The organism is Burkholderia sp. AU45388 (assembly GCF_030481585.1).
Taxonomy (GTDB): Bacteria; Pseudomonadota; Gammaproteobacteria; order Burkholderiales; family Burkholderiaceae; genus Burkholderia; species Burkholderia sola.
Genome location: NZ_JAUJPV010000018.1, coordinates 50,239 through 70,540, shown reverse-complemented (window position 1 = coordinate 70,540; position 20,302 = coordinate 50,239). Strand labels below are relative to the sequence as shown.

Below are 20,302 nucleotides of genomic sequence, written 5' to 3'. Positions count from 1 at the left end.
CCGGATCACCGCCCGGCCATGTTCCCGCCGCGTGGCGGTGCTATCTTCGGGGCTGGATGGCGATCTACGTGCGCGAGGCCAGGCGGTCTCACCGCTGCCTGCGTAACGCGCGCCCGATCCGCAATGTCGACTGGATTCATCATGACAACGCACACCATCCGCATCCGTCACCCTCATGGCGTCCGCGCGTCCGGCGGCGCCGTTCGCGCACGCCGTCGGTCGGCCGCCGCCGCATGGCATCCGCCGTGCAGCCGGCCTGCCGCGCCCCCGTTCGTTCTCGTTGCCGCCGCGTCCGCCAGAGCGCGCCGCGCGTCGTGCCGCGTCGTCCCGAACGGAGCGTGCTGATGGAAGCCTGGCTCGGCGATCTGCAGCAACTGCTCGCGCACGGCGAAGCGGCCGTGCTCGTGACGGTCGCGCACACCGACGGCTCCGCGCCGCGCGAGGCCGGCACCAAGATGCTCGTCACGCGCGACACGGCCCGCCATACGATCGGCGGCGGTCATCTGGAATGGAAGGCGATCGAGATCGCGCGGCACCTGCTGAAGGACGGCGCGCACGTGCCGCACGCGCGCCGGCTCGAGCGGCTCGCGCTCGGCCCGAGCCTCGGCCAGTGCTGCGGCGGCGCCGTGGTGCTCGCGTTCGAGCGGCTCGACGTCGGCGACCTCGGCTGGATCATGTCGCTCGCGAAGCGCGTCGCGGCCGGCGCCGCGACCGTGCGTAGCGTATCATTCGGCCCCTCGCCGGGCGCGCCGCTGTTGACCGAGCCCGAATCGGAAGCCGCGCGCGCCGACTGCCTGCTGTGGGAAACCGGCGGCGTCTCGCTGATGACCGAAACGATCGCGCCGTATGCGTTCCCCGTCGTGCTGTTCGGCGCGGGGCACATCGGCACCGCGCTCGTGAAAGTGCTGGCGACGCTGCCGTGCCAGGTGCGCTGGATCGACCGGCCCGATGCGGTGTTCCCGCCGGCCGACGCGCTCGCCGGCATCGGCAACCTCGCGATCGACGCGGCCGCTTCCCCGGCGGACGCAGTCGACGCAGCGCCGCCGCAGTCCTACTTCGTCGTGATGACGCACGACCATGCACTCGATTTCGTGCTGGCCGAGCGCATCCTGCGACGCGGCGACTATGCGTACTTCGGGATGACCGGCTCGCAGACGAAACGCACGCAGTTCGATCATCGCCTCGCCGCGATCGGCATCGACCCGGCCCAGGTCGCGCGGATGCGCTGCCCGATCGGCGTCGAAGGCATCATCGACAAGGCGCCCGAAGTGATCGCGATCTCGGTGGCCGCGCAGTTGCTGCAGGCCGTCGAGGCGAATGCGTCCGCGCAGGCTTCCCCTACTGACTGACCGACCAAAACGACGCCATGACCCCGACATTCAAGAACAAGATTGCCCGCGCGCCGAAAGCGGAGCTGCACATCCACATCGAAGGCTCACTCGAGCCGGAACTGATCTTCGCGCTCGCGCAGCGCAACGGCGTGAAGCTCGCGTACGACTCGATCGACGCGCTGCGCGCCGCGTACGCGTTCACCGACCTGCAATCGTTCCTCGACATCTACTACGCCGGCGCGAGCGTGCTGCTCACCGAGCAGGATTTCTACGACATGACGGCCGCGTACTGCGAGCGCGCGCTCGCCGACAACGTCGTCCACACCGAACTGTTCTTCGACCCGCAGACGCACACCGAGCGCGGCGTGCCGATCGAGACGGTCGTCGCGGGCATCGAGCGCGCGCTCGCCGATGCCGAAGCGCGCGGGCTGTCGAGCAAGCTGATTTTGTGCTTCCTGCGCCACCTGTCCGAAGAGGACGCGCTCGCGACGTTCGAAGCCGCATTGCCGCTGTTCGAGCGCTATCGCCATCGGCTGATCGGCGTGGGCCTCGATTCGTCCGAGCTCGGCCATCCGCCGACGAAGTTCGCCCGCGTATTCGAGAAGGCGCGCGCGCTCGGGCTGAAGCTCGTCGCCCATGCGGGCGAGGAAGGCCCGCCCGCGTACATCTACGAAGCGCTCGACGTGCTGAAGGTCGACCGGATCGACCACGGCGTGCGCAGCATCGAGGATGCGGCGCTCGTCGAGCGGCTCGCGAAAACGCGCACGGCGCTCACCGTGTGCCCGCTGTCGAACCTGAAGCTGTGCGTGTTCGACGACATGGCGAAGCACACGCTGAAGGCGCTGCTCGACCGCGGCGTCGCGGTGACGATCAACTCCGACGATCCGGCCTATTTCGGCGGCTACGTCAACGAAAACTACTTCGCGACGGTCGAAGGGCTGCAACTCACGGATGCCGAAGTCCATGCGGTGATCCGCAACGGCTTCGAGGCGTCGTTCATCGAACCGGCGCAGCGCGACGCACTGTACGCGCGCCTCGACGCGTACTGGCAGGCCGCGTGACGGCCCGCATCGAGACACGCTGACAGATGAAACACGGCAACGGCATCCGCTTCGCGAATCCCCGTTCGGCGTCGCGCCGAGCTGGTCGGCTGCATGCAGGCGTCGCGATCGCGCGGTACGGCGTCGCTCGCACGCACCGGCCGTCGCGGCTTGCCGTGCCGTTCGCCGTCGTATGGGTTGCGGACGTATCGGTTGCGGATGTACCAGTTGCGAACGCAACGGCCGCGAGGTGCGCCCGCAACCACTCGCGGGCGGCTTCGGCCGCCACGTTCGCCCGCGCAATCGCCTCCGGCCGTGCCGCACATCACGTGCCGCCGCAGCCGCCCGCGAAGCACCGCCCCGCCCCCGTGCGGCGTCGATCGATTTCTTCTGTTCGCCTTACCTTGATGCAGGACCCTTCGTCATGACGCAAAACGCTTTCCGTTCCCAACTGCTGACCTTCAACGGCGACCCGGCGCAATCGAGCCAGGCCGCGAACTACGAGACCGACGGGCTCCTGATCGTCGACGACGGCAAGGTCGTCGCGGCCGGCCCGTACGCCCGGCTCGCCGCGACGCTCGCACGCGACGCGGTGATCCACGACCTGCGCGACAAGCTGATCGTGCCCGGCTTCATCGACACGCACATCCACTATCCGCAGACGGACATGATCGCGTCGCCGGCGCCGGGCCTGCTGCCGTGGCTCGACAAGTACACGTTCCCGACCGAGCGCCAGTTCGGCGATCCCGAGCATGCGCGCGAAGTCGCCGACTTCTTCGTCGACGAACTCCTCGCGTGCGGCACGACGAGCGCGCTCGTCTACTGCACCGTGCACAAGCAGTCGGCCGATGCGCTGTTCGCGGCGAGCGACGCACGCGACCTGCGGATGATCGCGGGCAAGGTGCTGATGGATCGCAACTGCCCCGAATTCCTGCGCGACACCGCGCAGTCGGGCTACGACGACAGCGCCGAGCTGATCGACCGCTGGCACGGCAAGGGCCGCCAGATGTACGCGCTCACGCCGCGCTTCGCGCCGACGTCGACCGAGGCGCAGCTCGAGGCGTGCGGCGAACTCGCGCGCCGCCATCCGGACGTGTTCGTGCAAAGCCACGTCGCGGAAAACGTCGACGAGGTGAAATGGGTGGCCGAGCTGTTCCCCGGCCATCGCAGCTATCTCGACATCTACGACCGCTACGGGCTGCTGCGTCCGCGCGCGGTGTACGGCCACTGCATCCACCTCGACGACGAGGATCGCCGCCGGATGGCCGAGACGCGCACCGTCGTCGCACACTGCCCGACGTCGAACTTCTTCCTCGGCAGCGGGCTGTTCGATTTCGACAAGGCCGGCGAATACGACGTGCCGGTCACGCTCGCGACCGACGTCGGCGGCGGCACGTCGTTCTCGATGCTGCAGACGATGAACGAGGCGCACAAGGTCGCGCGGCTGTCGGGGCACCACCTGACCGCCACGCGGATGTTCTGGCTCGCGACGGCCGGCGCCGCGCAGGCGCTCGACCTCGCCGACACGGTCGGCACGCTCGCACCGCGCACCGAGGCCGACTTCGTCGTGCTCGATCCGCACGCGACGCCGCTGCTCGCGCGCCGCACGCAGCGCGCGGATTCGCTCGAGGAACTGCTGTTCGCGTTCGCGCTGCTCGGCGACGACCGCGCGGTATACCGCACCTATGCGGCCGGCGAACTCGTGCACGAACGCGGCGCCGCGCGCCGACCGGCCACCGCGTAACGCCTCGCGGGTACGCCGTCGCGGCAGCGCGGCCGCTTCGCCGTCGCGCTGCCGGGAATCGCGCGCATGGCGCGCCGCACGGCGGCCCCGGCCGCTTTCCCGTGCGCAACACGCCGTGCTAGAATTCGCCGCTCATTGGGGAGTAGCCGCTCCGCTCGATGTCCCGCGCCCCCGGCGCGCATCGTGACGGAGGCGTCCGTCAACAGACTTGGCCGTTCGGCCATGGCGGACGCAGCCACGTTGGCCTGGCGAGACCGATGGTTCACTGCGCGCCGCATCAGGGCCCGGCGCGCGGTGAATCGTCGCTCGCACGCACAACAACGGCCCGTGGAACCCCATTCGTGTCTCAAGCCTTCCTGATCTCCACCGGCGCCGTCGCCCTCGCTGAAATCGGCGACAAAACCCAACTGCTTTCCCTCGTTCTGGCCGCGCGCTATCGCAAGCCGGTACCGATCATTCTCGGCGTGCTCGTCGCGACGCTCGTCAACCACGGTTTCGCCGGCGCGCTCGGCGAATGGCTGGGCGTGCTCGTCACGCCGTCGATCATGCGCTGGGCGCTCGCGTTCTCGTTCATCGCGATGGGGCTGTGGATCCTGGTGCCGGACAAGCTCGACGAGGACGAAGCCAAAGCGACCCGCTCGCGGCTCGGCGTGTTCGGCGCGACGCTCGTCGCATTCTTCCTCGCGGAGATGGGCGACAAGACGCAGATCGCGACCGTCGCGCTGGCCGCCCGCTTCCAGGATTACATCGGCGTGGTGGCCGGCACGACGTTCGGGATGATGCTCGCGAACGTGCCGGCGATCCTGCTCGGCGACCGCTTCGCGCACCGCTTGCCGACGAAGCTCGTGCACGGGATCGCGGCCGTGCTGTTCGTCGGGCTCGGCGCGCTGGCGCTGCTGGGTGTCGGGGTCTGACGAAAAGGCAGGTGGCCGGCGCGGCCGGGCGGCCGCGCCGAGAGGGATGCCGCGTTACTTCGCGGCGGCCGCGCCCGACGCTGGCGCCGCCGGCACCGCGCGCTCGTTGACGGCCGGCGCCGCCGGCCCGCCGCGCTTGTCGACCGGCAGCCTGACCGTGCGGACCGCGCCGTTCGACAATGGGAAATCGGCGAGCGCGCTGCGCGCGAGGAACGGCATCGCGTAAAGCAGCGTGCCGTTGTCGCCGGTCGTGCGCGCGGACACGTTGTAGACCTCCTTGCCCGTCGCGCGCTCGGCGATGCGGATGCCGAGCGTGTAGTCGAATACCTGGTACGTCTGCGCGACGTAGCCGGCCGGCATCGGCCCCCAGGGACCCCACGGGCCCCAAGGGCTCCACGGCCCGCCTCGCCAGTACGGCCCGGGCCCCATGAACCATGGGTCGTAGTAGACGGGTTGCGGCACCGTCACGAGATCGCTGCCGACCGAATAGGTCAGCCCGACGAGATAGCGGGCCTGCGACGGCGGCACCTGACGGAACGCATACGCGGACAGCTCGTTCGCGACGATCGGCTCGTAGGTCGACTGCTCGATGCTGTTCTTCTGCGCGTCCGTGCGCGTGAACGCATAGGTGCGGGTCGCGTCGCTGCCGCTCCAGTCGGAGAAGGCCGTGACCTGGGTGGTCACGTAGCTGGTGCAGCCGGTCAGCAGCGCGACGCACAGCGCCGCCGCCCAGCCCGCACCGCGAAAAATCCATTCGCGTTTCATGTTGATCCTCGTCGATCCGTCACCCGTTCGTCGCACCGCGCGAAGCACAACGGGATGCCGATAATACGCGGACTCCCGGAAGCGGTAAAAAGTTCGCCCGGCACGCGGCCGCAAGCCTTTGTACAATGGCCCGGTTCGCCCGGCCCGCGCGACGGGCCCGTCTCCCACTCCACCGATCTCGACGACCATGTCCGACAACGCCTCCTCCACCGTGATCCGCCGCGCCGACTACACGCCGCCGGCCTTCCTCATCGATTCCGTCGCACTCGAATTCGATCTCGCGCCGGCCCGCACGATCGTCAGGAACACGATGCGCGTGCGCCGCAATCCGGACGCCGCGCCCACGCCCCACCTGGAGCTGATGGGCGAAGCGCTCGAATTCCTCGACGCGCGGCTCGACGGCGCGCCGCACGGCGCTGTGCGCGCGCACGAACACGGCCTGACGGTCGAGAACGTGCCCGACGCGTTCGAGCTGACGCTCGAAAGCGCATGCGCGCCCGATCAGAATACGACGCTGTCTGGCCTCTACGTGTCGAGCGGCAACTTCTTCACGCAGTGCGAAGCCGAAGGCTTTCGCCGCATCACCTACTTCCTCGACCGCCCCGACGTGATGGCGTCGTACACGGTCACGCTGCGCGCCGACAAGGCCGCGTACCCGGTGCTGCTGTCGAACGGCAACCTCGTCGATTCGGGCGACCTGCCCGACGGCCGCCACTTCGCGAAATGGGAAGACCCGTTCCGCAAGCCGAGCTACCTGTTCGCGCTGGTCGCGGGCAAGCTGGTCTCGATCGAGGAAACGATCAAGACCGGTTCCGGCAAGGAAAAGCTGCTGCAGGTGTGGGTCGAGCCGGCCGATCTCGACAAGACGCGTCACGCGATGGATTCGCTGATCCACTCGATCCGCTGGGACGAGAAGCGCTTCGGCCTCGAGCTCGATCTCGACCGCTTCATGATCGTCGCGGTCGGCGACTTCAACATGGGCGCGATGGAGAACAAGGGGCTCAACATCTTCAACACGAAGTACGTGCTCGCGAACCCCGAGACCGCGACCGACACCGATTTCGCGAACATCGAGTCGGTGGTCGGCCACGAGTACTTCCACAACTGGACCGGCAACCGCGTGACCTGCCGCGACTGGTTCCAGCTGAGCCTGAAGGAAGGCCTGACGGTATTCCGCGACCAGGAGTTCTCGGCCGACATGGCCGCGGGCGACGACGTCGAATCGGCGGCCCGCGCGGTCAAGCGCATCGAGGACGTGCGCGTGCTGCGCCAGTTGCAGTTCGCCGAGGACGCCGGCCCGATGGCGCACCCGGTGCGTCCGGAGAGCTACGTCGAGATCAACAACTTCTACACGATGACCGTCTACGAGAAAGGCTCGGAAGTCGTGCGGATGTACCAGACGCTGTTCGGCCGCGACGGCTTCCGCAAGGGGATGGATCTCTACTTCAAGCGCCACGACGGCCACGCGGTGACCTGCGACGACTTCCGTCACGCGATGGCCGACGCGAACGGGCGCGACCTCGCGCAGTTCGAGCGCTGGTACAGCCAGGCCGGCACGCCGCGCGTGTCGGTGCGCACCGCGTACGACGCGGCCGCGCGCCGCTATACGGTCACTCTCGCGCAAGGCTACGGCGACGCGTCGCCCGCCGCGCGCGAAACGCAGCAAGGGCCGCTGCTGATCCCGTTCGCGATCGGCCTGATCGGCCGCGACGGCCGCGACCTGCCGCTGCGCCTGGACGGCGAAGCCGCCGCATCGGGCACGACGCGCGTGCTCGAGTTCACCGCCACCGAGCAGACCTTCACGTTCATCGACGTGCCGGAAGCGCCGCTGCCGTCGCTGCTGCGCAACTTCTCGTCGCCGGTGATCGTCGAGTACGACTACAGCGACGACGATCTCGCGTTCCTGCTCGCGCACGACAGCGATCCGTTCAACCGCTGGGAAGCCGGCCAGCGCCTCGCGACGCGCGCGCTGCTGACGCTCGCCGCCCGTGCCGCCGCCGACGCGCCGCTCGCGCTCGGCGAGAACTTCGTCGCCGCGTTCCGCCGCGTGCTGACCGATGAAAGCCTGTCGCCGGCGTTCCGCGAACTCGCGCTGACGCTGCCGTCGGAAACCTACCTCGCCGACCAGATGGCCGAGGCCGACCCGGCCGCCGTGCATCGCGCGCGCCAGTTCGTGCGCCGCCAGCTCGCGACCGCGCTGCGCGCCGACTGGCTCGCCGCGTACGCGCAGCACCAGACGCCCGGCGCCTACGAGCCGACACCGGAAGCGTCGGGCCGCCGCGCGCTGAAGAATCTCGCGCTCGCGTATCTCGCCGAACTCGACGATCCGGCCGATGCCGTGCGCCTCGCCACGGCCCAGTACGACGCGGCGAACAACATGACCGATCGCGCGGCGGCGCTCGGCGCGCTGCTGTCCGCGGCCGCCGCAGGCGCGAACGGGCCTGCCGAGCAGGCGCTCGACGACTTCTACCGTCGCTTCGAGAAAGAGGCGCTCGTGATCGACAAGTGGTTCGCGATGCAGGCGGCGCAACGCGGTACGCCCGCGCAGCCGACGCTCGCGAAGGTGCGCAAGCTGCTCGCGCACCCGGCGTTCAACCTGAAGAACCCGAACCGCGCGCGCTCGCTGATCTTCAGCTTCTGCGCGGCCAACCCCGCGCAATTCCACGCGGCCGACGGTTCCGGCTACGCGTTCTGGGCCGAACAGGTGCTCGCGCTCGACGCGATCAATCCGCAGGTCGCGGCGCGCCTCGCACGCTCGCTCGAACTGTGGCGCCGCTTCACGCCGGCGCTGCGCGACCGGATGCGCGAAGCGCTCGAACAGGTCGCCGCCGGCGCGAAGTCGCGCGACGTGCGCGAGATCGTCGAGAAGGCGCTCGCGTAAGTCACGCGATCGCCCCTGTCGCGTCCGGGCGATCGAGCCGGCGCCGCTTCACGCGGCGCCGGCTTTTTTATTGCACGAGCACGGCTGCAATCGCACCACGCGCGGGGTCGGACCGCTCGGGCGGCCTCCGGGGCGGGGCGCGCCCCGCCCCGCGTCGTCGCCCGATACCGCGCCGATTCGGCGGCCCGGCCATGTAACCGGACGAAAAAAGCCGGCGGCACCGAAGGCGCGACGGGTAAAATTGCGGCCATTCAAGGATTCTTTGGCCTTTCGGAGTCTGTCATGTCCATTGCCCGCCGCACCACGCTGTCGAAGTTCCTGATCGAACAGCAACGTGAGACCAACAACCTCCCCGCCGACCTGCGCCTGTTGATCGAAGTCGTCGCCCGCGCGTGCAAGGCGATCAGCTACAACGTGTCGAAGGGCGCGCTCGGCGAAGCGCTCGGCACCGCCGGCAGCGAGAACGTCCAGGGCGAAGTGCAGAAGAAGCTCGACATCCTGTCGAACGAAATCCTGCTCGACGCGAACGAATGGGGCGGCAACCTCGCCGCGATGGCGTCGGAAGAAATGGAAACGTTCTTCCCGATCCCGGCGAACTACCCGCGCGGCGAATACCTGCTCGTGTTCGATCCGCTCGACGGCTCGTCGAACATCGACGTGAACGTGTCGATCGGCACGATCTTCTCGGTGCTGCGCTGCCCGGACGGCAAGCAGGCGACCGAAGAATCGTTCCTGCAGCCCGGCACGCAGCAGGTCGCGGCCGGCTACGCCGTCTACGGCCCGCAGACGGTGTTCGTGCTGACGACCGGCAACGGCGTGAACTGCTTCACGCTCGACCGCGAAGTCGGCTCGTGGGTACTCACGCAGAGCAACATGCAGATCCCGGCCGACACGCGCGAATACGCGATCAATGCATCGAACGCGCGCCACTGGTACGACCCGGTGAAGCGCTACGTCGACGAACTGAACGCCGGCAAGGACGGCCCTCGCGGCGACAACTTCAACATGCGCTGGATCGCGTCGATGGTGGCCGACGTGCATCGGATCCTGAACCGCGGCGGCATCTTCATGTATCCGGCCGACAAGCGCACGCCCGATCGTCCGGGCAAGCTGCGCCTGATGTACGAAGCGAACCCGATGTCGTTCATCGTCGAACAGGCGGGCGGCGCGGCGACGACCGGCACGCAGCGCATCATGGAAGTGCAGCCGACCGGCCTGCATCAGCGCGTGCCCGTGTTCCTCGGTTCGAAGAACGAAGTCGAGCGCGTGACCGGCTATCACGACGAAGCGAAATAATCGCACTGCAGCACTGGACGCAGGGGCGAGACATCAGTACAATCGCGCCTTCGCGATGTGGCCCTAACGGGTCGCGTCGCGGTGAAGTGAAAGCGGAAAGTCCGCCGGATCGAGGGTTTCGCGAAGCAGCGGCAGCACGCTGAAAAAAATTCGCAAAACCTATTGCCAAGATCTCGGATTTCACCATATAATTTCATTTCTCTGCTGCCGGTGTAGCTCAGTTGGTAGAGCAGCGCATTCGTAATGCGAAGGTCGTAGGTTCGACTCCTATCTCCGGCACCAAGACATAAAGGTCTGACAAGCGTCGCTTGTCAGACCTTTTCTCTTTTGCGGCGCCGAAATCGTGAAGTCGTTCGACGGCGCACTACCCGATCACGCCGCGCACGGTGTTGGCGTCTTGGCGTACGAATTCGGCAATCTCGCCTGCGCGTTGTCCGGGGCCGATCCTCGCCGCGGCGCGTTATCTGCGCAACATCCGCACGACATACCCACGCACTCGGCGGCCGCCGGCCAATCGTATCGCCCCTCTTGCGGTGCGTAACAGCACAGCCTGCGGCGGCCATGACGACGATGGCCGACTTGCCCGACCTAGGCAGCCCGCGCAACGGCATCCGCTTTTCCCCGCACCCCGACCGTCAAGCGCTCGCCGGCACGACGCGTACGCCGACGACATGACTGCACACTCTATCTCCCGCCCCCTCCGCACACATCATTCGAAGCCGATCCCTCAGGATCCCGAATGATGGCGGATATCGGATACGGCACACGCTACATCGATCTGTCCCACACGATGCCGCCGATCGGCGAACCGATACGCCGCGCTTCCCCACCCGTTTCGCGCTTCTGTCGATCGAAGCAATCGGCGATGCCGCGACCCTCGGGCGCGTGATCCCCGACGCAACCGACGGACTACCCGAGGCCACCGTGCCACTAACGACGCTGGAGCGATGGCGTGCCCGACGGACGGACTTCCGCGACAGCCCATCCTTACAGATTCATTTCGCCATGCACGGGGCGCGCACCGCGCATGTACTAGGCAGACAAATCCCCCTGGAAAATCTGTTTAAGGGTGCATAACATTACTTAACGATCCTGACCCGTCTATCGCGTTACATTGCGTGGGCGGCGCGACGGCCGCATGCCGCTTTCAACCCACTTGCAGCGTGCGACAGCCGGTGCCCGGTCATTTCGACTCAACCCAAGGAGAGGACCACCATGACTCATGGCTTGATTATGTGGCTCATCATCGGCGCGATCGCCGGCTGGCTTGCCGGCTTGCTCGTGAAGGGCGGCGGCTTCGGGCTGATCGTCGACATCATCGTCGGGATCGTCGGCGCGGTGATCGGCGGCTGGCTCGCCGGGCTGCTCGGCATCAGCATCGGCAGCGGCTTCATCGGCTCGGTGATCGTCGCGGTCATCGGCGCGGTGATCCTGCTGTTCGTGATCCGGCTATTCAGGCGAGCGGCCTGACGTTTCTGACCACGCGCCTTCGGGCGCGTTTTCGCATCGGGCCGGCGCGCGGCCCGTTCGCCGCGCGCCACCCGCCCCGTCAACGCTTCGCGTACCGCAATCAGCCGTCGAGCACGTCGGCCGTCAACCATCCGCCGAACGCTTCATGCACACCATCGCGCCCGATCCACACGGTGCGCGGCATCTCCCCTCTCCATTCCGCACCGAGCGCTGCCCGTGGCCGCTCGGGCATGGGCTCCGCGTTCTCATACTGCGCGATCTGCGGATCGGCGGCTTTCGGCATGCCGGGCGCCTCGTGCGCACCGGCCCCGACGGCGCCGCGTGCCACGGCCCCGTATCCCGCCGCGAACGATTTCACAGCGACCATTTCAGTTCTCCATAGAAAGTGCGGCCCGGATACGGGTGGAACACGTAGTAGCGGCGGTCCGTCAGGTTGTCGATGCCGGCCGACGCGGTCCAGTGACGATCGAAGCGGTAGCGCGCCTTCAGATCGACGACGGTAAACGAACTCGTGCCGCCGTAGACGTCCGGATTCACGTCGCTGTTGTCGAGCGTGTTGAACTGGCGGCCCGAGTAGCGCACGCCGACGCTCGCGAGCCAGTGCTCGTCGAATCGATACGACGCGAGCAGGTTCGCGCGCATGCGCGGAATGCGCGGGAAACGCGAACCGACATAGGCCGGATTCGCGGCATCGGCGAGGATTTGCGCGTTGCTCGCCGACACGTTCGCGTCGAGATCGAGCCCGCGCAGCCCGACGTTCTCCCCGCTGAACGCGAGTTCGGCGCCGCGCACGCGCACGCGGTCGACGTTCGAGACGTTGGTGACGGTCGTCGCGCCCGACACCGTCGTCTGACTGTAGATCGAATCGCGCAAGTCGCTCTGGAACACGCTCGCGCGCACCACGCCGACACCCACGTCGCGCTCGGCCGTGAAGTCCCAGTCGATCGCCTTTTCCGGACGCAGGTTCGGGTTGTTGTTGACGATCGCGTTGTTCGAGATCGTGCCCTGGAACAGCTCGCCGACCGTCGGGAACCGCGTGCCGGTCGCGAACGACAGCCGGAAGCGCCAGACCTCCGTCGCATCCCATTGCAGCGCGGCTTTCGGCGACAGCGCATTCGCGCCGCGATCCGCGTAGCCGAGCGTGCCGTTGGCATTGCCGAGGGCGCCGCCGTACGCCTCCCAGCGCTCGTAGCGCAGCCCGAGCGTCGCGAGCCAGCCCGGCGCGAAACGCCACGCGTCCTGCCCGAACAGCGCCTGCGTGCGCGTGTCGCCGCGATAGACGCTCGCGAGCGACGTGGCCGGCCCGGCCAGCCAGTCGGCCGTGTTGACCGTGACGTTGCGCAGGAAGTAATTGTCGTAGTGATAGCCGAACGTGAACGTATGGCCCTTCACTTCCGGCGCCTCGGCCTTCAGATCGAGCGTGCGCCAGCCGGTGCCGTCGCCCTGGAACAGCGTGCCCGCCCCGCCCTGCACGGTCGAGGCCGCGCGCAGCACGTCGCGCGACACGTCGTACGCGGACACCACGCCCGATAGCCGCCAGCCGGAATCGAGCCGGCCGTTCAGGCCGAGCGCATACAGCCAGTTCTCCTGGTCGCCGCGTTGCGGGGCAAACGCGTTCGGCGCGACCGTCATGTTCTGTCCGCCGATCGACACGTTGCCGCCGTAAACCGGGTTGCCCGTCGCATCGCGCAGGAAGGTCTCGCCGTGCTGCCGGTAGTGGTTCTCCCAATGCCCGAGCGTCAGCGACGCGTCGACACGATCGGTGAACGCATAGCCCATCCGAACCGTCTCGTTGAGCTGCTCGGTCCGCTCGATCGTCTGCGCGCCGACGATGGTCCGCGGCTTGCCGTTGGGTCCGATGTCGGTCGCGGCGCCCGTCACGGGCACGGCGGCGCCCAGTTTCGGGTTGTAGGCCGAATTGGGGCTCGCGTACTGCATCGGCTGGCCGTCGTTCTCCAGCCGGTCGAGCGACAGCGCGAACCGGAACCGGCCGACGCGGTTCGCGATCCGCGCGGTCTGGTGATTGCCGCCGAAGCTGTCCGCCAACCCGTAGCCGTCGCGGTAGCGCTGCGTGAAGAATTGCGTCGACAGCGACGCCTCGAGCCGGTCGGGGCGGCGCGTGGTGAGCAGCACGGTCGAGCCGATCGCGTTGCCCGGGTACAGCGCGGAAAAGGGGCCATAGAGCACGTCGACGCGCGCGATGTCGTCGGGCGGAATCAGCGACCAGCGCGGCGGGTACGCATAGCTCGACCCGAGCAGGTTCGACAGCAGCACGCCGTCGGCATAGACGAGCCCGCGCGCGCTCTGCAATTCGTTGAAGTCGCGGCCCGCGAATACGCTGTTGCGGTCGCCGATGTAGCGCTTGCGGACCATCAGGTTCGGCGCGTACTTCAGCGCGTCCTCGGTGGTGACGTTGGTGTGCGCATCGATCTGCTCGCGCGTGATCGACGTGACGACGGCCGGCGTATCGGGGTCGACCGGCTGCCGCTGCGCGGTCACGCTGACGGCGGTCAGCGTGTCGCCTGCGGGGGCGGCCGCCGCGTCGACATCCATGGACGCCGACGCCCCGGCGGCGAGACGATCGATGCCACCGTTGCGGGCCGCGTCGGCGCGGGCATCGTCGGTCGACGCCGCGTGAGCGGCCGGCCATGCGAAAGCGGCCGCGCATGCGAGCGCGAGCCGGCCGCGCGACGACCGCGCGGCAAGGGGAGACGACATGAGTGCGTTCCTGAAAACGTGATCGGACGCCGCCGGGCATGGGGCGCGCGACGCGCACGTACGGCGCGACGCGCGGGCCGAGGCCGCAGGCGGCTCGCGCGCCACCGGGGCGCGCGCAGGACATCAATCAGACCGGAACGTTTTCAGGCGGGGCGCGCGGCTGCGCGAGACGGATGCCCTTGCGGGGCACGTCGGGAACGATCGGTGCAACCGCCCGATACGCGAACGTGCGTACGAAGCGCGGCATCGCGGGAAGGCTCGTGCCCAGCGCGACGTTCGCCGCGAAGCCGGGGCAATACACGCAATGCGGGACGCCGGCATGGTCGGCCGACGACGTGTCGCGCTCGTCGCCCGCTTGCGCGAGCACGATTTGACGCGCGCCCGCTGCACTGCACAACTCGAGCGTGAGCGCGCCGGAACCGCTCGACGCAAGGCGCGCGTAGCCGACGACGGGCGACAGTACGTTCAGTACCAGCGCCAGCCATACGAGGCCGATCCATCGCGTCGTTCGTCTCATCGCGGTCCAGGAAAAAGTGCGCGCAAGTATAGCAAGCGGCCCGCTGGATGCCGATCGCGCGGCGCGTGATAGCGGGCATCACACTTCGCGCCGGCACGCATGTGCCGTTAATACAACAGAGACAAAATCTAACGATTCGCCGCTGGCATAAATCCGAGCACGAGGTTGATAATCATTGAACCTGCTGGAGAAACGATCATGGACGAAAGACCAACTCGCATGCCCCCGCCCGAGCAAGTGATGAGCCCGGATCCGGAACCCGTCGGCGTGGAATTCCTCGCCGAATTGCCCGAGCACGTTCGGGCATTCTTCGACGAGCAGCACCGGCTGTACTCGCCGAAGTGAACGTCAGTTCGGTTCTGTAACCGCCACGTGTCGATCATCGCTATCGTGCGGTTCATCCCTGCGCTTCGCGCGCAATTCGCCTCGCACCCGGGCCGCAACAGCCTGACGGTGCCGGATCAGCTCGCCTGCTGATTCTCCTGTCGCGACGCTACGCCGCGCGACTGTCTTCGTCTATCCTTCTGTTTTTCCACGTCCGGCCCGCCCGGCTCTCCCGATCGTTCCGATGAAGCAAGCCATTCGTGCCAGCATCGCTGTCGCCGCGCTCGGCGTCGCCCTCCTTTCGTCGCCCCCTACCGCCCGCGCGGACGGCGACGACACCGCCCTCACCAACGTCGTGGCGCTCGCGTCGCAGCGCCTCGCGCTCGCCGAACCGGTCGCGCGATGGAAATGGGCGAATCACAAGGCCATCGAGGACCAGCCGCGTGAAGCGGCCCTGCTCACCGCCGTCGAAAAGCGCGCGGCCCAGGCCGGCGTCGACCCCGCCTTCGCTCGCACGTTCTTCGAGGATCAGATCACCGCAAGCAAGGACGTGCAGAACGCACTGTTCGCGACCTGGCGCACGACGCGGCCGCCGGAAGGCACGCCGCCCGATCTCGCGACCAGCACGCGGCCCGCCCTCGATCGGCTGACGCAGAAAATGCTCGCCGGTCTCGCGCAGGTTGCCCCGCTGCGCGATGCGCCCGATTGCCAGGCGCGGCTCGCGCGCAGCATCGCGAACTGGAAGACGCTCACGCGCTACGATTCCACGCAGACGCGGGCACTCGATACCGCGCTGTCGCATGTCTGCTCCGCCGGCGGAGCCAGCGCGATCGGCTGACGGGGGCAGGCGCGGATCGTCCCGCGGCGCTCAGTCCGCAGGCGTCAGCGCCATGAGCGGAATCACCTGCAGGCCGCGCGCGAGATGCGTCTGCAGCAGGCGATGGGTGAAAGGTTCGAACGTGGCGGCCGCCGCGTCGGCCACGAGCCGTGCGGCCGCATCGAGCGAGTCCGCCGAACCGAGATAGCACCAGCCGTCGATCACATGAAACAGGCGGCGCTCGCTGTTCGCCTCGAACGCGACCGCGCCTTCGAACGGCCAGGGTGCACCGCCCGCGCGGCCGGCGTCGGCCGTGGGCCGCCGGTTGTACGACGGGCGCAACCGGGCGATCCATTGCGCTTCGGCCAGCATCGCCCCCAGCTCGTTGCCGGTCTCGCGCCATTCGACACGCCGCACCTGCTGCGCGAGCCGCATTTCCTTCGACGAACGGCGCTCGCCGGTCAGCAGGGCGCGCAGCCGCTGGCGCACGCGCACGCTGCGGCCGACATACAGCGCTTCGTCACGTTCGCCGAACAGCGCATACGCGCCGCACCCTGCCGGCGCGGTATCCAGCCAGGCTTCGGTCAGATCGCCGCCCAGACGGAAGTGGCGCGTCGTGCGCGCGATCTGGTCGCGCAGCCGATCGAGCGGCACGATGTCGTGCAGCTGGCGCCAGAACTGCCAGATCAGGTCGGCATCGGCCAGCGCGCGGTGACGCGCGGCCGGAACGAGCCCATGCCGTTCGATCAACGCATCGAGCCCGTGCCGCGATTCGCGCGGAAACAGCGCGCGCGACAGCCGTACCGTACAGAGCACATCGGGATTGAACGCCAGGCCGGCGCGCTCGAATTCGGCCCGCAGGAAGCCGCGGTCGAAGCTCGCGTTGTGCGCGACGAACAGCTTGCCGTCGAGCCGCTCGAACAGCGCCGGCGCGAGCGAAGCGAACGTCGGCGCATCGCGCACCATCGCGTCCGAGATGCCCGTCAGTTGCTGAATGAACGGCGGAATCGCCTGCCCCGGATTGACGAGGCTCGTCCACGTCGACACGCCGAGCGGTCCGATTTCGACCACGCCGATTTCGGTGATGCGGTGGTCGGCGGACGAGCCGCCGGTGGTTTCAAGGTCGACGAAGACGAGTGGCTGCTCGCGGGCGGGATCGGACGGAACGGAATCGGACATGAAAAGACAGGGAAACGATGCTTCCGTGAGTATGCACCGGCACGCGTACTCGGGCCAGCCCGGACCGGCCCCGCCCCGTCTCCGGAAAACAAAAAGCCCCCGCCATGCGGGGGCCGGACGTGATCGGCAATGCGCGGCGCGTCAGACCGCCTGGATATTCGCTGCCTGCTTGCCTTTCGGCCCGACTTTGACCTCGAACGAAACACGCTGGTTTTCCTTCAACGTCTTGAAGCCGTCCATCCGGATTTCGGAAAAGTGCGCAAACAAATCTTCACCGCCATTGTCCGACGTAATAAAGCCAAAACCTTTAGCATCGTTAAACCATTTCACGATACCGGTATCCATGTCTTCGTTCCCCACTCTATAAGATCAAAAAAGCTATTTTTATAGCCGTTTCCCGAAATCCCGAAACATTGCGCCAGCACCCGCACCAGCACGCCGCCCGAGGACGGAGTGCTGACTTTATAAATTGGACAATCCGGGTGCGTCAAGAAAATTTTTAGCCGCTGCTTTCTTGAAAAGACGCTAATACCACTGGAATCGGTACACCATCACCGATTGATTAATTGATTCGCATCAAAAACCTGTCAACATTACCGGGATCGGATCGTTAATAATCCCCGCAAGTGAAATTTCTACCGGGGACAAATCGACCCGGTAAAATCCTCGGGTTTTTTCGGGTTGCATAACGTCGGCGACGTTGCGATCCTGAATCAACACCGAAAGGAAGGAGAAGGTCATGTGGCTGGACGCAATCAAGCGCTTCGCGAGCCGGCTCGGACGCGTACGCCGCAAGTCCCGCGCCTTGGCCGAGTCCCCCCGCGAAGCGCCGTACGATACTGAATTCGATATGACGTGGCACGGCGATCACTGGCAGAACCTGCTCGCATCGCCGCTGGATGCCCGTCACTACGTGATGGAAGACTGGACCAACACACCGGCGCCGATCGAAGCGGAGAAGGCCGCGCCCGCGGGCAAGCGCAAGCGTCGCTCGTACACGCCGTAGCGCCCCGAGCGGCGGGCAAAAAAAAGCGCGACTGGGAAGTCGCGCCGACAAAGGTTTGGAGATCTTTTCCGTCAACGAAAAAGTCTGCTTCGGAAAGCAGAGATCGCAGTATAGCGATAGAACTACCTTTCATTATCCATGCTCCACACAAACCTCTATTGCCGATGTGTCAATAATCGCGCTATAGCTGCCCCCGCCTACCCCTGATCGTCTGTCGCACACGCGCAACGCTCGTTGCGCGGTCCCAATCGTCATTTCGATTCGCTGCACCGCAGCGAACCCTTACGTGGCAATCGTTGACGCGCCTCTGCCGATTTTTGCGGATTCCAAAACACACTGTTTCTTAAAGCGTGGAGCGCCGCCTCTCCGCACACTTCGTACACTGCAGATGGATGTCTGATAAGCGCACCGCCGTTCTGCCGGACCGGCTACAGCGTCAAGCAAAACACGGCCGTCCGCCCAGGTTCGATCGACATCATCGTGTTGGGAGACAGATCCATGAAGAAAGCTCTGATCGTCGCCGCGTTGTCGGGGGTATTCGGTACCGCTGCCCACGCTCAAAGCAGCGTGACGCTGTACGGCCTGATCGACGCAGGCATCACCTACACGAACAATCAAGGCGGACACAGCGCCTGGCAGGAAACGAGCGGTTCGATCAACGGCAGCCGATGGGGCTTGCGCGGCACCGAAGATCTCGGCGGCGGCCTGAAAGCCATCTTCACGCTGGAAAACGGTTTCGGCATCAACAACGGCACGCTCAAGCAGAACGGTCGCGAATTCGGCCGGCAAGCGTTCGTCGGGCTCGCGCACAACACCTACGGCTCGCTGACGATGGGCCGGCAGTACGACAGCGTCGTCGACTATCTCGGGCCGCTGTCGCTGACCGGCACCCAATATGGCGGCACCCAGTTTGCCCACCCGTTCGACAACGACAACCTGAACAACTCGTTCCGGATCAACAACTCGGTCAAGTACCAGAGCGCGAACTACGGCGGCCTCAAGTTCGGTGCGTTGTACGGATTATCGAACTCGTCGGCGTTCGCGAACAACCGCGCGTATAGCGGCGGCGTGTCGTACAGCTACCTCGGCTTCAACCTCGCCGCGGCCTACTTGCAGTTGAACAGCGACGTGAACGCACTCGCGCAGGCCGCATCCGATCCGGGCGCGGTCACCGGCGACTGGACCTTCGCGTCGCGCGTGCAGCGCACCTGGGGAGCCGGCCTGAATTACGGGTTCGGCCCGGCCACGGTCGGCTTCGTGTTCACCCAGACGCGCCTGACCGGCCTGCGCGCGATCAGCGCCGGCCAATCGGGCGTGGTGGGCGGCATCACGGGCCTCGGCGACAGCGGGCGCTTCAGCAACTACGAAGTCAACGGCCGCTACGCGCTGACGCCGGCCCTGTCGCTCGCCGGCTCCTACACGTACACGCAGGGTCGCCTGTCCGGCGACAAGCCGACCTGGCACCAGTTCAACCTGCAAGCCGACTATGCGCTGTCGAAGCGCACCGACGTGTACCTGCAGGGCGAGTTCCAGAAGGTCAACAACGACGGACTGGACATCGGCGCCAACATCAACGGCCTGGGCGCCGCGTCATCGACCAACAAGCAGATCGCGGTCACGGCCGGCCTGCGTCACCGCTTCTGAGCGACCGGCACATTCGCCGTGCGCCGAAAGACGAAGCGCCCCATCGGGGCGCTTTTTCTCGGCCACGGCGCGCGGGCCGCGACTCAGGCGTCGCTCCGCGCCGGATACCGGACGTCGAGTATATCGATCGGCTGCGGGCCGACCGGTGTCATCAGCGTGACGGTGTCGCCGATCTTCGCCTTGATCAGCGCACGCGCGACCGGCGAGATCCAGCTGACGCAGCCGCGGTCTAGATCGACCTCGTCGATCCCGACGATCGTCACCGTGTGCGCCTCGCCGTCCGGCGTCTCGTAATCGACCGTCGCGCCGAAGAACACCTGGTCGACATTCTCCTGCCGGCTCGCGTCGACGACTTCGGCGAGGTCGAGCCGCTTCGTCAGGAAGCGGATGCGACGATCGATCTCGCGAAGCCGCCGCTTGCCGTAGATGTAGTCGCCGTTTTCCGACCGGTCGCCATTCGACGCTGCCCACGACACGAGCCGCACGACCTCGGGACGTTCGACGTCGATCAGGTTCAGCAGCTCGTCCCTCAGCCGCTTGTGGCCGGCCGGCGTGATGTAGTTCTTGGCGCCCGCCGGAATCGCGGGTTGAGCCTGGTCGAGATCGTCGTCGTCACCGTCCGACTCTTTGACAAACGCCTTGTTCATGATGCAGAT

At 67.0% G+C, this 20,302-nt stretch carries 18 protein-coding genes, 1 tRNA gene, 1 pseudogene and 1 riboswitch; of the genes and pseudogenes, 12 read left to right on the top strand and 8 right to left on the bottom strand.

The genetic code is table 11. From position 1 onward, the window contains the following. Positions 1 to 344: 344 nt before the first annotated feature. From xdhC to QZM72_RS25090, 4 genes are all read left to right on the top strand, one after another. Positions 345 to 1,349, top strand: a complete 1,005-nt coding sequence (gene xdhC / locus QZM72_RS25105; RefSeq protein ID WP_301739493.1) for a xanthine dehydrogenase accessory protein XdhC — start codon at positions 345 to 347, stop codon at positions 1,347 to 1,349. 17 nt (positions 1,350 to 1,366) lie between these two features. Continuing rightward, on the top strand, positions 1,367 to 2,392 hold the full coding sequence (locus QZM72_RS25100; protein ID WP_301739492.1) for an adenosine deaminase: 1,026 nt from the start codon (positions 1,367 to 1,369) through the stop codon (positions 2,390 to 2,392). Between the two features lie 403 nt (positions 2,393 to 2,795). After that, positions 2,796 to 4,115, top strand: coding sequence for a guanine deaminase (gene guaD, locus QZM72_RS25095; RefSeq protein ID WP_301739491.1), 1,320 nt, complete (start codon positions 2,796 to 2,798; stop codon positions 4,113 to 4,115). Positions 4,116 to 4,240: 125 nt separating this feature from the next. Beyond that, a riboswitch (yybP-ykoY riboswitch) is annotated at positions 4,241 to 4,378 on the top strand. Between the two features lie 78 nt (positions 4,379 to 4,456). Next, complete coding sequence (locus QZM72_RS25090; protein WP_301739490.1) at positions 4,457 to 5,029, top strand: TMEM165/GDT1 family protein; 573 nt, start codon at positions 4,457 to 4,459, stop codon at positions 5,027 to 5,029. A 54-nt stretch (positions 5,030 to 5,083) separates the two neighbouring features. Here QZM72_RS25090 and QZM72_RS25085 read toward each other — a convergent pair whose 3' ends face one another. Next, positions 5,084 to 5,794 carry a DUF4136 domain-containing protein gene (locus QZM72_RS25085; protein WP_301739489.1) on the bottom strand — a complete coding sequence of 237 codons (711 nt, stop codon included), beginning with the start codon at positions 5,792 to 5,794 and terminating at the stop codon, positions 5,084 to 5,086. Between the two features lie 187 nt (positions 5,795 to 5,981). On the opposite strand from QZM72_RS25085, the gene pepN reads away from it, so the two are divergent. The 4 genes from pepN (at position 5,982) to QZM72_RS25065 (ending at position 11,441) form a co-directional block, all read left to right on the top strand. Beyond that, the gene (gene pepN / locus QZM72_RS25080) at positions 5,982 to 8,675 is read left to right on the top strand and encodes an aminopeptidase N (RefSeq protein WP_301739488.1); all 2,694 of its coding nucleotides are present in this window, start codon (positions 5,982 to 5,984) and stop codon (positions 8,673 to 8,675) included. Between the two features lie 282 nt (positions 8,676 to 8,957). Next, a complete protein-coding gene (locus tag QZM72_RS25075) occupies positions 8,958 to 9,971 on the top strand; it encodes a class 1 fructose-bisphosphatase (protein WP_006485729.1) in 1,014 nt (337 codons plus the stop codon). A 206-nt stretch (positions 9,972 to 10,177) separates the two neighbouring features. Beyond that, a tRNA-Thr gene (locus tag QZM72_RS25070) sits at positions 10,178 to 10,253 on the top strand. 933 nt (positions 10,254 to 11,186) lie between these two features. Continuing rightward, entirely contained in the window at positions 11,187 to 11,441 is a 255-nt protein-coding gene (locus tag QZM72_RS25065) for a GlsB/YeaQ/YmgE family stress response membrane protein (RefSeq protein WP_006476609.1), read from the top strand. Positions 11,442 to 11,541: 100 nt separating this feature from the next. Here QZM72_RS25065 and QZM72_RS25060 read toward each other — a convergent pair. From QZM72_RS25060 to QZM72_RS25050, 3 genes and pseudogenes are all read right to left on the bottom strand, one after another. After that, positions 11,542 to 11,706: pseudogene (locus QZM72_RS25060) on the bottom strand (TlpA family protein disulfide reductase); the annotation flags it as partial. Positions 11,707 to 11,795: 89 nt separating this feature from the next. Continuing rightward, on the bottom strand, positions 11,796 to 14,159 hold the full coding sequence (locus QZM72_RS25055; protein WP_089466904.1) for a TonB-dependent receptor: 2,364 nt from the start codon (positions 14,157 to 14,159) through the stop codon (positions 11,796 to 11,798). 127 nt (positions 14,160 to 14,286) lie between these two features. Continuing rightward, on the bottom strand, positions 14,287 to 14,676 hold the full coding sequence (locus QZM72_RS25050) for a DUF2946 domain-containing protein (protein ID WP_089466903.1): 390 nt from the start codon (positions 14,674 to 14,676) through the stop codon (positions 14,287 to 14,289). 240 nt (positions 14,677 to 14,916) lie between these two features. On the opposite strand from QZM72_RS25050, the gene QZM72_RS25045 reads away from it, so the two are divergent. Next, positions 14,917 to 15,021: a chorismate mutase gene (locus QZM72_RS25045; RefSeq protein WP_179233363.1), complete on the top strand. Its 105-nt coding sequence runs from the start codon at positions 14,917 to 14,919 to the stop codon at positions 15,019 to 15,021. A gap of 223 nt (positions 15,022 to 15,244) precedes the next feature. Then, positions 15,245 to 15,838: a chorismate mutase gene (locus tag QZM72_RS25040; RefSeq protein ID WP_301739487.1), complete on the top strand. Its 594-nt coding sequence runs from the start codon at positions 15,245 to 15,247 to the stop codon at positions 15,836 to 15,838. Positions 15,839 to 15,868: 30 nt separating this feature from the next. On the opposite strand, the gene QZM72_RS25035 is transcribed toward QZM72_RS25040, so the two are convergent. The 3 genes from QZM72_RS25035 to QZM72_RS25025 form a co-directional block, all read right to left on the bottom strand. Further along, positions 15,869 to 16,996 carry an exonuclease domain-containing protein gene (locus tag QZM72_RS25035; RefSeq protein ID WP_089466901.1) on the bottom strand — a complete coding sequence of 376 codons (1,128 nt, stop codon included), beginning with the start codon at positions 16,994 to 16,996 and terminating at the stop codon, positions 15,869 to 15,871. 141 nt (positions 16,997 to 17,137) lie between these two features. After that, a complete protein-coding gene (locus QZM72_RS25030; protein ID WP_027783827.1) occupies positions 17,138 to 17,341 on the bottom strand; it encodes a cold-shock protein in 204 nt (67 codons plus the stop codon). A 231-nt stretch (positions 17,342 to 17,572) separates the two neighbouring features. Next, complete coding sequence (locus tag QZM72_RS25025; RefSeq protein WP_179233374.1) at positions 17,573 to 17,737, bottom strand: hypothetical protein; 165 nt, start codon at positions 17,735 to 17,737, stop codon at positions 17,573 to 17,575. Between QZM72_RS25025 and QZM72_RS25020 the strand changes: the two genes are divergently transcribed. Continuing rightward, entirely contained in the window at positions 17,736 to 18,002 is a 267-nt protein-coding gene (locus QZM72_RS25020) for a hypothetical protein (protein ID WP_089466900.1), read from the top strand. The two genes, QZM72_RS25025 and QZM72_RS25020, sit on opposite strands and share 2 nt — an antisense overlap. A 498-nt stretch (positions 18,003 to 18,500) precedes the next feature. Continuing rightward, positions 18,501 to 19,646, top strand: coding sequence for a porin (locus QZM72_RS25015; protein ID WP_089466899.1), 1,146 nt, complete (start codon positions 18,501 to 18,503; stop codon positions 19,644 to 19,646). A gap of 83 nt (positions 19,647 to 19,729) precedes the next feature. Here the strand turns inward: QZM72_RS25015 and greB are convergent, their stop codons facing one another. Further along, positions 19,730 to 20,293, bottom strand: coding sequence for a transcription elongation factor GreB (greB, locus tag QZM72_RS25010; protein ID WP_089466898.1), 564 nt, complete (start codon positions 20,291 to 20,293; stop codon positions 19,730 to 19,732). Positions 20,294 to 20,302: the final 9 nt, after the last annotated feature.